Below are 12,817 nucleotides of genomic sequence, written 5' to 3' on the forward strand. Positions count from 1 at the left end.
CGCCCGGGAGCAGCCGGGCGGGGCCGATCCAGCAGCGCAGCAGCCAGCAGCGCGGATAGATGTCACCACCGTAGGGCGGGGGTCTGACAACGCCGGTTCAGCGGCCCGTGAGCCCCGTCGCCGCGAGGACCGCGTCCACCGTCTCCTCGACCGTCAGCTCCGCGCTGTCGATCCAGACGCCCTCACCGGCCAGTTCGTCACGCATCGCCGCGTCCAGGAACGACCAGTCCGTGGTGAGCTTCTTGTCCCGGGCGAGGTTGCGCTCCCCCGCCTTCGCCGCGCCCGGGGCGAGGACGACGAAGTGCAGCGGTCCGACGGCGATCTGCCGCCGGTAGAAGCCGAGGTGGGCCCGGCGGACGACCACGTCGTCGATGACCGGCAGGAACCCGGCGCTGACAAAACTGTCCGCCAGCAGGCAGGCGTTGCGGGCCCGCAGGAAGATCTGCCGGTCCGCCTCCTCGTCCCGCTCCGGTGAGGGCCACCGCCCGCCTGTGACGATGAGCCCCTGGAGGGCGTCCACCTCGATATGGGCCGAGGCGGCGAACCGGTCGGCGAGCGCGGCCGCCACCGTGGATTTGCCGCTGCCCGGGATACCGCTCAGCAGGACGGCCCCCGCCGCCGGTTCGGTGTCCACCGGTACTTCGGTCCAGGTCATCGCGTCCCCGCTCCGCTCCCGGGCGGTCCGGCCCGCCCCCGCCGGTGATCGTAGGGCACCCCTCACGGCCGGAGGGCGGCGGGAACTTACCGGGCCGGGCCGCCGACTACTGGAGGACAGGTCAGCCGAACAGGTGCGGCAGCACGACGGCCCCACGAGGGCCGGGAGGAGGCCGAGAGGCATGCAGTGGTACGAGGACGACGCGCTCTGGTCCGATTTCGCCTCGACGATGTTCCCGCCCGCCCGGGCCGAGTCCGCCGCCGCCCTCGTCGCCTCCTCGCCCCTCCTGGACTTCCCACCGGGTTCACGGGTGCTGGACCTGTGCTGCGGGCCGGGTCTCTTCGTGGTGCCGCTGGCGGCGCGCGGGTACGCGGTGACGGGCGTCGACCTCTCGCCCTCGATGCTGGAGCGGGCCCGGAACGTCTGCGACGCGGCGGGGGCCGATGTCCGCCTGGAACGGGCCGACATGCTCACGTACGCGGAGCCCGGCGCCTTCGACGTCGTGCTGAACGTCTTCACCTCGTTCGGCTACTTCGAGGACGCCGAGGACAACCTCCAGGTGCTCCGCAACGCGTACGAGAGCCTCGCGCCGGGTGGGCAGCTGCTGGTCGACGTGATGGGCAAGGAGGTGCTGGCGGGCTGGATCGGGCGGCCCAAGGCGGTGGACCTGCCGGACGGTGCGTACGTCGTCCAGCGCGACACCGTCCTCGACAGCTGGCGGCGGCTGCGCACCGACTGGACGCTGGTGCGGGGGAGTTCCGCCCGTACCGCCTCCATCCACTCCTGGCTCTACTCCGCCGCCGAACTGCACGCCCTCTTCGAGGAGGCGGGCTTCGCCGACGTGGAATGCTTCGGCGGCTTCGACAGTTCGGCGTACGACCAGCATTCGGACCGGCTCATCGTCCGCGGGCGGCGCAAGTGAGGGCCGGGGAGCGGCAGTCCGCCGCCACCGCGACCGTGCACGAGCACATCACCGACGCCGTGAAGACCCCGGATCTGATCCGGCTGGACGGCGATGTGGTGCTCGCCCGGTTCGAGACGATGAAGGTGTACGCGGCGCTCGGCGCGGTCCGTTCGCTGCTGCGCCGGGGCCGGGTGGTCCCCGGGCAGACCCTGGTCGACAGCTCCAGCGGGATCTACGCGGTGGCGCTCGCCATGGCCTGTCACCGTTACGGTCTGCGCTGCCACATCGTGGCCTCGACCACCGTCGACGCCACGATGCTCGCCCAGCTGGAGATCCTCGGCGCGACCGTGGACAAGATGCCGCCGTCGCAGAGCCTGCGGCTGGACCAGGAGCTGCGCGTCCGCCATGTGCGGCAACTCCTCGCCGAGCGGCCGGACTTCCACTGGATGCGGCAGTACCACGACGCCGTGCACCACGAGGGGTACCGGGAGTTCGCCGAACTCCTCGACGCCTCCCTGCCCGAGGGCCCGCTGACCGTGGTGGGCGCGGTCGGCACGGGCGCCTCGACCGGTGGACTGGCCCGTGCGCTACGGGAGTCGGGGCGGGCGGTGCGGCTGGTGGGGATCCAGCCGTTCGGCAGCGTCACCTTCGCCAGCGAGCAGTTCAGCGACCCGGAGGCGATCATCGCGGGCATCGGCAGCTCCATCCCGTTCGGGAACGTCCACCACGAGCTGTACGACACCGTGCACTGGCTGGACTTCCGCCATGCGATGGCCGGAGCGGTCGGACTGCTGCGCCGGCACGCGGTGTTCGCCGGTCTCTCCACCGGAGCGGCCCACCTGGCGGCCTCCTGGGAGGCGGCGCGCGACCCGGGCCGTATGCATCTGGTACTGGGCGCGGACACCGGACACCGTTACGCCGAGCGGGTGTTCACCCGCCACACCGAGGCGCTGGACCCGGCAGGCCTGCGGCCCTGCACGATCACGTCGCTGGAGGCCCTGCGGCCGCCGTGGTCGGTGATGGAGTGGGGCCGGCGCGCCGCTCCCGAGGCCGCCCGCCTGCCCGAACAGGGCGGCGCCCCCGCCCCCGTACCGACTGTGGAGATGCAGCCATGACGATCGCCGCCCTGGAGTCCCTGTCCTTCGGGCTCGGCAGGATGGCCGAGGCCGCCGCGGAAACCGGCCACCGGCTCTGCCTGCTCACCGGTGACCGCTCGGTGTACCGGCACGAGCTGGCCGCCCTGCCGCCCGAGGCGCTGGACGTGGTGGACGTCGACACCGACGACCGGGAAGCGGTCCGACGCGCACTGACCGCCCTCCCGTCGCTGGCCGGGCTGATCAACACGACGGACACCTGGAGCGTCCCGGCCGCCGAGCTGGCCGCCGAGTTGAGGCTCCCGGGACCGGATCCGGAGGCGGTGCGGCTGCTGCGGGACAAGCGCCGGGTCCGGGAGGCGCTGCACGCGCGGGGGCTGAGCCGGTCGACGGCTGTGGCCGTGGAGCCCGGGCCGGAGGGTGCGGAGGCGGTCCTGCGTACGGTCGGACTCCCCGCCGTACTGAAGGACTCGGCGGGCACCTCCTCACGCGGGGTGTGGATCGTGCACGACGAGGAGGCGCTGCACCGGACGCTGGCGGAGGCCGGGCAACAGCCGCTGAAGGGCGGCCTGTTCGCGGAGTCCTTCCTCGCCGGGCCGCTCTACAGCGCGGAGACCCTGAGCTGGGAGGGGACCACCCGGCTGCTGGGGGTGCTGAGCCGCCAGACGTCCCGGTCGGCGGTGGTACGGGAGGAGGTCGCGGCCTTCCCGGTGGCGCTGCCGGACGGGGAGCGGGACGGGATCGAGGCGTGGGTGGGGCAGGTGCTCGAAGTGGCCGGGCACCGGCGGGGGTTCGCCCATGTGGAGTTCATCCTCACCGCCGAGGGGCCGGAGTTGGTGGAGATCAACCGGAGGATCGGCGGTGCGCTGGTCGGCGAGGTGCTCTGCCGGACGCTGGGCACCAATGTGTACACGGCGATGATGGACGAGGCGCTCGGCCGCCGCCCCCGGCTGCTGGACACCCCACTCGACGGACAGGGCCCCGCGTACGGCTTCGTCCTCGTCTACGCGGACCGGCCCGGCGTGCTGAAGGGCTGGCACGGCCTGGGCGAACTCGCCGCCTTTCCCGGGTCCGTGGAGTGGTACCCCGTACGCGAACCCGGCGAGGCCCTGGCCCATGTGGGCGACCAGCGGGGGTGCACGGGCATGGTGCTGGCCGAGGCGCCGACGGCGGAGCTGGCCCAGCACCGGGCGTGGAGTGCGGCGGTCCGGGTGCGCCCGGTGATCGCGGACACGCCGTGAGGGCGGGGTGAGCGCTGAACGCACCTGGCGACAAAGGCGGTTCAGCGGGCCGCAGGCCTTCCTGCTGGCGGGCTCGTTCCTGATCACGCTGGGCAGCTTCGCGGTGCTGCCGTACATGTCGGTGCTGCTGCACCAGCGGCTCGGCCTGGGTCTCGGCACGGTCGGTTTCGTGCTGGCGGTGGCCTCGCTGATCCAGTTCGCCGGGGGTGTGGTGGCGGGGCCGGTCGCCGCGCGGATCGGGCTGCGGCGGTCGATGCTGCTGGCGCTGGCGCTGCGTACGGCCGGATTCGCCGCGTTCGTACCGGGGTTGACCAGTCCCGTACTGGCGATCGGCGCGCTGCTGCTGGTGTCGGCGGGTGCGGCGCTCTACCTCCCCGCCAACAAGGCCTATCTGGTGGCCGGTTCACCGGATGAGGACCGGCCTCGGCTCCTGTCGGCGAGCAGTTCGGCGTTCAACGCGGGGATGGCGCTCGGCCCACCGGCGGCGGCTCCGCTGGTGATGGGCTCCCCCGGGGTGCTCTTCTCGTGCGTCGCCGGGCTGTTCGCGCTGGTCGGGGTGGGGCACGCGTTCCTGCCGCGCGAGGAGGTGCGTCCGGGGGCGGTCGCATCCCAGGAGCCCCCGTCCCGCGAACCACGCTCCGGGCTCTCACCGTTCCTGGTCACGGTGGTGAGCGTCTACGCGTTCATGTTCTTCCAGCACTACCTGGCGCTGTACGCGGTCCCCCGGACGTCGGCGGGTTTCTACGGCATGGTCCTGATGGGGTACGCGGCCCTCCTCGTCGTCGGCCAGCCGCTACTGGCGGAGTGGATCGCCGCCCTGAGCTATCCGGCGGCGCTGCGGTGGGGGTTCGGGGCCATGGCGGCGGGGATGGCGGCCATCGCCGGGGGCGGGCACGTCGGCATCGCGGTGGGCGGGGCGCTGCTCTGCCTGGGCGAGATCGTGCTGTTCCTGAAGAACGACCTGGAGGCGCTGGCCCGTTCGTCCGCGCCTCCGGCCACCGTGTTCGGACGGCAGCGGCTCGCGGCGGGCATCGGGGCGTTCGCCAGCGGGGTGGTGGGCGGGCAGCTGTACGCGGCGGCGGAGTCGGCCGGCTCGGCGCGGGCGTTCTGGGTGGCGGTCGCCCTCCAGTGCCTGCTGCTGCCGGTGTTCCTGCTGGGCCGCCGTACCGCCCGGGGCCGGTCGGAGCCCCGGGCGGAGACGGCATCCGAACTACGTGGCTGAACCGGCGGACACCGTCACCCGCTCCCCCGGTTCCGTACGCCACTGCCCGGCCAGCTCCCGGCGGGCGCGCGCCACGCGGGAGCGCACCGTACCGACGGGGCAGCCCGCCGCGTCCGCCGCCTCCTCGTAGGAGAGGCCCAGCACCTGGGTCAGGACGAAGGCCTGGCGGCGCGCCGGGTCCAGGTGGCCGAGGGCGTCGAAGACCGCGACGGACTCGTCGAAGCCGGGGAGGTGGCGCGGCTGGGCCCGTTCCGCCGCGCCCTGCCAGTCGGCGGTGTCGGCGGTCCGGGGGCGTACGGCGGCCGTGCGGTGGCGGTCGATGACGACGCGCCGGGCGATGGAGAGGAGCCAGGTGCGGGCGCAGGAGCGTCCGGCGAAGCGGGCCAGTCCGCTCATCGCCCGCAGGTAGGTCTCCTGGGCGAGGTCGTCGGCGCCGGGGACGTCGGCGCTGAGGTAGGCGACGAACCGGCGGACGTCCTCGTAGGTCGCCCTGACGAAGCGGTCGGCGGCCTCCCGGTCGCCGCCGCCCGCGGCCAGGGCCCAGTCGGTGATCTGTACGTCGTTCTGGCGGGTGGCGTACACCCGGGGCCGGGGCACCGGGGTGACGGGCGGCCCGGCGGGGAGGGGGGTGGCAGTAAGGGTCACAGCAGTCCTTCGCATCCTGGCGGAGCCCTGGCGTGGTCGTCGGCCCGGCTCCGCGGGGCCGGGCCGCGCGGACGGCCCTGGGGGCGGGTCCGGCGGTACCGGCATGCCTGTTACGGGTGTGGGCGCCGAGCGCACACCCGTACCGCCGCCGGGTCACACGGGACCGGGCGGGCGGTTGGAGCTCACAGGGAGGGGACGGGAAGCGGTGGACCGCGCCGGGAGATGGCGTGCAGGGCGAGGAGGTCCTGGGCGCGGCGGCCCGGGCGGCGGCGGGCGCGCGGCCGGACGGGCGAAACACCGGCGAAGGGCGTCGCCGACCAGAGGCGCCAGGCCGTCCGCAGCGGGGCCTGGACGAAGAGGGCCAGGCAGCGGCCCAGCCGGGCGAGCGCCACCTCGCCGCGCCACAGCCACCAGCCGCAGACCAGCCCGGCGACCGCGTGGGAGGCGGCCATGCCGGTGGTGAAGACGGAGGCGTCGAAGGCCGCCAGCAGCTCCATCCGGTGCGAGACGTCCCCGGCCGGGCCCGTATGGGAGGCGTGGGACATCGCCCCGTGCGCGTGGTGCGCGCCGCCCGTGGCGGAGGCGGTGAAGTAGGCGTGCAGCCCCAACTGGCCCAGGACATGGGCCGAGACGGTGACCGGGGCGTTCCGTTCACGGCGGGCGAGCCACCAGCCTGCGGGGGCGACCGGTACGAGGACGGCCGCCAGGGACGGTAAGGGCAGCGGTCCGCCGGACATCAGGGCATGGCCGAGCCCGGACACGGCGACGCACACGACCGCGAACAGCGCGGTGCGGGCGAGGCGGAGTGCGGTTCCGGCTCCCATGGCGACCATCGTGCCAGCCGCACCCGCCTCGCGGAGAAGACCAGCAGATGCGGAAACAACGGGAGTTCACCCCGTTTGCCCCAGGCGTCACAGGTGTGATTCATGTCACATGACCCTCGGGGGAACTTTCACCTCTCCCCCGCCGACTGCTCCAACAACGCGCCTGCACACGCCTCGTGGCCCGGGGCCGGTGCATCCGCCCCGCCCGCCGACGTCCCCGAAGAGGCCGCATGACGAACCAGCCCCCCGTACCCGAACCGGCAGCGGCCGCCGAACTCCCCACCGACTCCCCCGAGATCACGTCGCCGGAGACTCAACTACCCGGCCCGCGCCAGCCCCGTACCGCACAGCGCACCACCCTCCGCTCCGATCTGCGCGCCTCGTGGCCCGACGGGCTCGTGGCGCTCCTGGTGACGGCGGCCGTCTTCGTCCTGCTCTACATACGCATCCGCAACAAGACCTCCTCCACGGTCTCCGTGATGCCGTTCATGGCCGACGCGGGCGGCTTCTGGATGTACTTCCTCAGCCAGGCGTTCGGCTGGTCCGCGCTGCTCTGGGCCTGGGGAACGGTCGTCCTCGGCCTCCTGCTCTCCGGGCAGCGCCCGTCGCGCCTGCCGCTCTCGGGCCCCCGCCTGGAGCGCCTGCACCGCACCACGAGCCTCAACACCATCGCGCTGATCACCGCCCATGCGCTGCTGTTCGGCGCCGAGTTGTTCCGGCACTCCACCGACGCCTGGAACTCCGCACTGGCCACCTCGTTCGTCGAGACGTTCGTCCCGGGCGGCTACACCTCGGGGACCGGCCAGATCGCCATCCCGATCGGCCAGGCGGCGCTGTACCTGGCGATCCCGCTCGGCCTGCTCTTCTACGTACGCCACCGCATCGGCCCGAAGACCTGGCGCGTCCTGCACCGGTTCGTGATCGTGGTCTACGTGCTGAGCGTCTGGCACACCCTGCTGTACGGGACGAACGTCTGGTACGACGGCTGGTTCCGCACCAGCGTCTGGCTCCTCCAGCTGCCGATCGCCGCCCTGCTGCTCGTCCGCCTGCTGCGCCCGGCCCGCCGCTCCGAGAAGCTGCCCCTCGCGCCCGGTGCCGCCGCCTCCCGGACCGGCTGGGCGCTGCGCCTGGGCGGCCGGCTCGCGGTGGTGGGGGTCATGGTGGCGCTGGTCGTGGTGGTGGCCAGCGGGAGCGACGGCGGACGGACCGTACCGCCGGACGACACCTCCTCCACCCACAACCACGACTGACCGGCGCGTCCGCCAGGCCACGTACGCTCGGGCCCATGACCACTCATGATCTTCCCGTGATCGCCGCCGTCGACGGTTCCACCCACAGCTGGCAGGCGCTGGACTGGGCCGCGCGGGAGGCCGCGCGGCGCCACCTGCCGCTGCTGATCGTCCATGTCCGGCCGCTCACCCGGAACGTCGACGAGGAGACCGGGCGGCGCGAGGCGGACGAGCTGCTCGCCGAGGCCGTACGCCGGAGCGAGCTGGTCGCACCGGCGTCGCACCCCTCGACGCTGGCCCCGCTGGACTTCCCGGCGGCCGCCCTGGTCTCGCTCGGCCGTGACGCGTCGATGGTCGTCGTCGGCTCGCGGGGGCTCGGCGGTTTCCGGTCGCTGATGATCGGCTCCAACAGCCTGGCCACCGCGTCGATGGCGAGCTGCCCGGTCGTCATCGTGCAGGACGGCCGCTCGGACGAGGACGACCGGCCCGAGGACGAGGAGGCCCACTCCGACATCGTGGCGGGGGTCGCCGCCGACGAGAGCAGCGAGGCGGTCCTGGAGTTCGCCTTCGCCACCGCCGCCACCCGGCCCGGCGCACGGCTGCGGATCGTGCACGGCTGGACGATGTTCTCCTCGATGCTCGCGGGCGGGCCGGTCTTCGACCGGGAGACGGCGTCGGGCTCGGCCGCGCGGAGCCTGGCCGAGGTGACCTCGGGCTGGCAGGAGCGGTACCCGCAGGTCGAGGTCGTACGGGAGCCGGTCAACGGCTCCGCCTCGCGCACCCTGGTCACGGCCTCCGCCACGGCCGCCCTGACCGTGATCGGGCGCCGCAAGGGCGGGGAGGCGCTCGGTCTCGGCCTCTCCCCGGTGGCCCAGACGACGGTCACGCACGCGCTGGGACCGGTCGCGGTCGTGCCCTGCTGACCGGTCGCGGTCGTGCGCTGCTGACCGGGACGGCCTGCCCTGTGACCGGTCGGCCTGTCGGCTTCCGGGCGGCGGAAGCCTCTTCGGGGCGGCTTCGCCTTGCCGCCTTCCCGAGGGCGCAGGCCCCTTGGCGTGGTGGGCCGCTTGACCGAGACTTGACCGATGACACAGCGTGTGGCACTCGCGACCGTGATGGACCGGCTCGCCATCGATGATGTGATCACCGGTTACGCCATGACCGTGGACGACGGCGACTGGCCCGCGTACGAAGCCCTGTTCACCCCGGACGGCCGCGCCGACTACACGGGCGCGGGCGGGGTGGAGGGCCCGGCGGACGAGATCGCGCGCTGGCTCACCGGGACGATGCGCCTCTTCACGATCCGCCAGCACCTGATCGTCAACCGGCGCATCGGCCTCCAGGACCTGGGCGGCTACCCGGGCGACCGGGCGCAGGTGCGGGCCGACTACCTCAACCCGATGCGCCTGGCGCGGGAGCATGGGGCGGACCCGGCCGGTGACACCGCCCCGGACTTCGTCTCCGGCGGGCGGTACACCTTCGAGCTGCACCGTACGGACCCGGGCTGGCGGATACGTACGGTCACTGTCCACGAGAAGTGGCGCCGCGCCCCCGAGACGGCCTGAACCGCACTCTTCGGCCGGGGGTGTCCTGTGTCCGGTGGGGATCACCTCCCCCACACTGGGTACACAGAGCTGACCTGGCAGATCACGCGGCTGCTCACCCGCGCGGGACGAGGAGGGCACGGCATGCGGATGCGGGGCGGAAAGGTTCCGGCGCCCGGCGGGGAGCCGCAGGCCGAGGGCAAACCGTCGGCCGAAGGGAAGCCGTCGGCCGAGCGCAAGCCGTCCGCCCAGGAAGAGCCGCCGGCCGACGGGCAGCCCGTCCGTCGGTCGCTTCCCGCCTCCGGCTGGGGCCGGGCAGCCTTGGCGCTCCTCGCCGGGGCGCTGCCCGCCCTCGCGTTCCCCGCGCCGTCCCTCTGGTGGCTGGCCTATGTCGCGCTCGTCCCCTGGCTGCTGCTGATCCGCTCGGCGGAGACGACGCGGCGGGCGGCGCTGGACGGCTGGATCGGCGGAACCGGCTTCGTCATCGCCGTCCACCACTGGCTGATGCCGAGCCTGCACATCTTCATCGTGCTGCTGGCCGCGCTGCTGGGCCTGCTGTGGGCGCCCTGGGGCGTGCTGGTGCAGCGGCTGCTCGGCGGCGTGCCGTCCGCGCTGCGGGCCGCCGCCGCGGTGGTGGCCGTGCCGTCGGGGTGGCTGGTGATCGAGTTGGTCCGTTCCTGGGAGGGGCTCGGCGGGCCCTGGGGGCTGCTCGGCGCGAGCCAGTGGGAGGTGGCCCCGGCGCTGCGGGTGGCGTCGGTGGGCGGGGTGTGGCTGGTGAGCCTGCTGGTGGTGGCGGTCAACACGGCGCTGGTCCTGGTGACGATCGCCCGGACCGGGGCCCGGACGACGGGCGGGGTGCTGCTGGTGGTGTGTGCCCTGGCCGTGACCGCCACGTGGGCCTGGGCGCCGCAGCCGGGGAACGCGGGGACGGCCAGGATCGCCGTCGTACAGCCGGGTGTCGTCGCGGGCCCCGGCAGCGTGGAGCGGCGGCTGGCCCGGGGCGAGGAGCTGACCCGTACGGTGGCGGGGCGGGACGTCGACCTCGTGGTGTGGGGCGAGAGCAGCATCGGGGCGGGCGCCTGGCACGCCCCCGAGACCGCCCGGCGGCTCGCGGCGCTCTCCCGGGAGACCGGGGCCGATCTGCTGGTCAATGTGGACGCCCGGCAGACGGACGGGTCGGGCCGGAGCGGGATCTTCAAGTCGGCGGTGCTCGTGGGTCCTGACGGGCCGACCGGGGACCGGTACGACAAGATGCGCCTGGTGCCGTTCGGTGAGTACATCCCGGCGCGCTCCCTCCTCGGGTGGGCGACCTCCGTCGGCAAGGCGGCGGGCGAGGACCGGCTGCGCGGCGACCGGCAGGTGGTGATGACACTGCCCGACAGCGACCGGAGGCTGCGGATCGGCCCGCTGGTCTGCTTCGAGTCCGCGTTCCCCGACATGAGCCGACGGCTGACCCGGGACGGCGCCCAGGTGCTCGTCGCCCAGTCCGCCACCTCCACCTTCCAGGAGAGCTGGGCACCGGCCCAGCACGCGTCCCTGGGAGCGCTGCGGGCCGCCGAGAACGGCCGCCCCATGGTGCACGCGACGCTCACCGGGATCAGCGCCGTCCACGGGCCGCGCGGCGAGCGGATCGGGAAGCCGCTCGGTACGGACGAGAGCGCGGCCGCCGTGTACGACGTACCGCTGACGCGCGGCACCACGCTCTACGGCCGCTTCGGCGACTGGGCGGTGTACGGGGCCCTGGCGGCGCTGGCCGCCCTGTGCGCGGCCGAGGGGCTGCGGGCGCTCAGGAGGAGGCCTGCTCCAGGGACTCCCGGACGATCCGCTCGCACAGCTCATGGGTCGCCAGAGCGTCCTGAGCGCTGAGCACCTTGCCCGCGCGGACCGCGTCCAGGAACGCGTGGACGCACGCCTCGATCCCGCGCTGCCGGGCCACCGGCACCCAGTCGCCGCGCCGGCGGATGCTGGGCTGGCCCTTGTGGTCGACGATGTCGGCGAGGTTGAGGACCTGGCGCTTGGTGTCCCGGCCGGAGACTTCGAGGATCTCCTCGGTCGACCCGTTCAGCCGGTTCATCATCCCGATCGCGGTGAAGCCGTCGCCCGAGAGCTGGAGCACCACGTGGTGCATCAGGCCGTCCACGATCCGGGCGCGCACAGTGGTGTGGTCGACGGGCCCGGGAACCAGGAAGCGCAGGGTGTCGACGACATGGATGAAGTCGTCCAGCACCAGGGCGCGGGGGTCCTCGGGGAGGCCGACGCGGTTCTTCTGCATCAGGATCAGCTCGCGCGGGTGCTCGGCGCACTGGGCGTAGCTCGGCGCGAAGCGGCGGTTGAAACCGACGGCGAGGCTGACACCCCGCTCCTCGGCGAGGTTCACCAGCCGCTCGGACTCCGCGTACTCGTACGCGATCGGCTTGTCGACATAGGTGGCGACCCCGGCTTCGAGGAGCCGTCCCACGATCTCCGGGTGGACGGCGGTCGGGGCGTGCACGAAGGCCGCGTCGAGTCCTTCGGCGAGCAGCGAGTCCAGGGTGGTGTGCCGGGCCCCGGCCGGGATGCGGTGGGTGTCGCCGACCGTTTCGAGCGTGGCGGGCGTACGGGTCTGGAGGTGCAGTTCGACCCCCGGTACGGCGCTCAGCACCGGCAGGTACGCCTTCTGCGCGATGTCGCCGAGCCCGATGCAACCGACCTTCACAGGGGTCTCCCTCTCGCCGTGCCGTGGGGTGTCCGGATCGCCGTGCCGTGCTGTCGTGCCGTGCTGGTGTTCCGGTGCGGGCAGCATACGGGGCCGTGGTCGCCCAGCTTCCGGCCGCCCGGAAAGAAATGCCTGGCCAGGGCCGTGATCTTGGTCCAGGATGACCGGATGACTTCCGCAGAGCGCTCCGAACCCGCCCTCGACGCAGCCGAACGTCCCATGCTGGAGGGCTGGCTGGACTACCACCGCGAGACGCTCGCCATGAAGTGCGCGGGCCTCACCGACGCGCAGCTGCGCGAGGCGTCCGTGCCGCCCTCCGCGTTCACCCTGCTCGGCCTCGTCCAGCACCTGGCGGAGGTGGAGCGCTTCTGGTTCCGCGAGATCCTGGCCGGCGAGGAGCTGCCGGACCTCTACTCCACCGAGGAGGACCCGGACGGGGACTTCAAGGTGACGGAGTCCACCACCTGGGCCGGGACGGAGTCCGTGTGGCGGGCGGAGATAGCGGCGGCCCGCAAGAGCGCCGCCGCGTACGACTTGGACGACTTCTCGCAGGGCGTCGGCTCGGCGGGCAAGCCGTTCAGCCTGCGCTGGATCTATACGCACCTGATCGAGGAGTACGCCCGGCACAACGGCCACGCCGACCTGGTGCGGGAACGCGTCGACGGCGCGACGGGCGACTGACCGGCCCTGCTGTCCACTGGCACCAGGCGGCGACGCCGGGCCGTGGCGGGGGGCCGTGGGCGCCGGAGCGTTACGCCGGGCCG

At 73.5% G+C, this 12,817-nt stretch carries 13 protein-coding genes; 9 read left to right on the forward strand and 4 right to left on the reverse strand.

Annotated elements, in window-relative coordinates:
- Positions 1–97: 97 nt before the first annotated feature.
- Entirely contained in the window at positions 98–655 is a 558-nt protein-coding gene (locus GTY67_RS03010) for an AAA family ATPase (protein ID WP_161277684.1), read from the reverse strand.
- Between the two features lie 181 nt (positions 656–836).
- On the opposite strand from GTY67_RS03010, the gene GTY67_RS03015 reads away from it, so the two are divergent.
- The 4 genes from GTY67_RS03015 to GTY67_RS03030 are packed head-to-tail and all read left to right on the forward strand — an operon-like array spanning position 837 to position 5,116.
- Positions 837–1,577 carry a class I SAM-dependent methyltransferase gene (locus GTY67_RS03015; RefSeq protein WP_161277685.1) on the forward strand — a complete coding sequence of 247 codons (741 nt, stop codon included), beginning with the start codon at positions 837–839 and terminating at the stop codon, positions 1,575–1,577.
- Positions 1,574–2,674, forward strand: a complete 1,101-nt coding sequence (locus GTY67_RS03020; protein WP_161277686.1) for a pyridoxal-phosphate dependent enzyme — start codon at positions 1,574–1,576, stop codon at positions 2,672–2,674. Before GTY67_RS03015 ends, GTY67_RS03020 begins: the two co-directional genes overlap by 4 nt.
- The gene (locus tag GTY67_RS03025) at positions 2,671–3,894 is read left to right on the forward strand and encodes an ATP-grasp domain-containing protein (protein ID WP_161277687.1); all 1,224 of its coding nucleotides are present in this window, start codon (positions 2,671–2,673) and stop codon (positions 3,892–3,894) included. The genes GTY67_RS03020 and GTY67_RS03025 overlap by 4 nt, the downstream gene beginning before the upstream one ends.
- A gap of 7 nt (positions 3,895–3,901) precedes the next feature.
- Positions 3,902–5,116: an MFS transporter gene (locus GTY67_RS03030; protein WP_161277688.1), complete on the forward strand. Its 1,215-nt coding sequence runs from the start codon at positions 3,902–3,904 to the stop codon at positions 5,114–5,116.
- Here the strand turns inward: GTY67_RS03030 and GTY67_RS03035 are convergent.
- The gene (locus GTY67_RS03035; protein ID WP_343238637.1) at positions 5,105–5,761 is read right to left on the reverse strand and encodes a sigma-70 family RNA polymerase sigma factor; all 657 of its coding nucleotides are present in this window, start codon (positions 5,759–5,761) and stop codon (positions 5,105–5,107) included. The genes GTY67_RS03030 and GTY67_RS03035 overlap by 12 nt on opposite strands.
- Positions 5,762–5,943: 182 nt before the next feature.
- On the reverse strand, positions 5,944–6,594 hold the full coding sequence (locus tag GTY67_RS03040) for a hypothetical protein (protein WP_202461301.1): 651 nt from the start codon (positions 6,592–6,594) through the stop codon (positions 5,944–5,946).
- A gap of 221 nt (positions 6,595–6,815) precedes the next feature.
- Here GTY67_RS03040 and GTY67_RS03045 point away from each other — a divergent pair, with 221 nt between their 5' ends.
- From GTY67_RS03045 to lnt, 4 genes are all read left to right on the forward strand, one after another.
- Positions 6,816–7,835, forward strand: a complete 1,020-nt coding sequence (locus GTY67_RS03045; protein WP_161277690.1) for a ferric reductase-like transmembrane domain-containing protein — start codon at positions 6,816–6,818, stop codon at positions 7,833–7,835.
- A 35-nt stretch (positions 7,836–7,870) separates the two neighbouring features.
- Positions 7,871–8,737, forward strand: a complete 867-nt coding sequence (locus GTY67_RS03050) for a universal stress protein (RefSeq protein ID WP_093694733.1) — start codon at positions 7,871–7,873, stop codon at positions 8,735–8,737.
- Between the two features lie 162 nt (positions 8,738–8,899).
- Positions 8,900–9,379, forward strand: coding sequence for a nuclear transport factor 2 family protein (locus tag GTY67_RS03055; protein WP_161277691.1), 480 nt, complete (start codon positions 8,900–8,902; stop codon positions 9,377–9,379).
- A 123-nt stretch (positions 9,380–9,502) separates the two neighbouring features.
- Positions 9,503–11,224, forward strand: a complete 1,722-nt coding sequence (lnt, locus tag GTY67_RS03060; RefSeq protein ID WP_237502544.1) for an apolipoprotein N-acyltransferase — start codon at positions 9,503–9,505, stop codon at positions 11,222–11,224.
- Here lnt and GTY67_RS03065 read toward each other — a convergent pair.
- A complete protein-coding gene (locus tag GTY67_RS03065) occupies positions 11,145–12,053 on the reverse strand; it encodes a Gfo/Idh/MocA family oxidoreductase (protein WP_161277692.1) in 909 nt (302 codons plus the stop codon). The genes lnt and GTY67_RS03065 overlap by 80 nt on opposite strands.
- 168 nt (positions 12,054–12,221) lie before the next feature.
- Between GTY67_RS03065 and GTY67_RS03070 the strand changes: the two genes are divergently transcribed.
- Positions 12,222–12,734, forward strand: a complete 513-nt coding sequence (locus tag GTY67_RS03070; RefSeq protein ID WP_093694739.1) for a DinB family protein — start codon at positions 12,222–12,224, stop codon at positions 12,732–12,734.
- The last annotated feature ends 83 nt before the right edge of the window (positions 12,735–12,817 follow it).

It is taken from the genome of Streptomyces sp. SID8374 (genome assembly GCF_009865135.1).
Classification (GTDB): Bacteria; Actinomycetota; Actinomycetes; order Streptomycetales; family Streptomycetaceae; genus Streptomyces.

Coding starts and splice junctions, on each gene's coding strand:
- GTY67_RS03010 (WP_161277684.1), bottom strand. CDS start 655: ATGACCTGGACCGAAGTACCGGTGGACACCGAACCGGCGGCGGGGGCC.
- GTY67_RS03055 (WP_161277691.1), top strand. CDS start 8,900: ATGACACAGCGTGTGGCACTCGCGACCGTGATGGACCGGCTCGCCATC.
- GTY67_RS03070 (WP_093694739.1), top strand. CDS start 12,222: ATGACTTCCGCAGAGCGCTCCGAACCCGCCCTCGACGCAGCCGAACGT.
- GTY67_RS03045 (WP_161277690.1), top strand. CDS start 6,816: ATGACGAACCAGCCCCCCGTACCCGAACCGGCAGCGGCCGCCGAACTC.
- lnt (WP_237502544.1), top strand. CDS start 9,503: ATGCGGATGCGGGGCGGAAAGGTTCCGGCGCCCGGCGGGGAGCCGCAG.
- GTY67_RS03025 (WP_161277687.1), top strand. CDS start 2,671: ATGACGATCGCCGCCCTGGAGTCCCTGTCCTTCGGGCTCGGCAGGATG.
- GTY67_RS03015 (WP_161277685.1), top strand. CDS start 837: ATGCAGTGGTACGAGGACGACGCGCTCTGGTCCGATTTCGCCTCGACG.
- GTY67_RS03040 (WP_202461301.1), bottom strand. CDS start 6,594: ATGGTCGCCATGGGAGCCGGAACCGCACTCCGCCTCGCCCGCACCGCG.
- GTY67_RS03050 (WP_093694733.1), top strand. CDS start 7,871: ATGACCACTCATGATCTTCCCGTGATCGCCGCCGTCGACGGTTCCACC.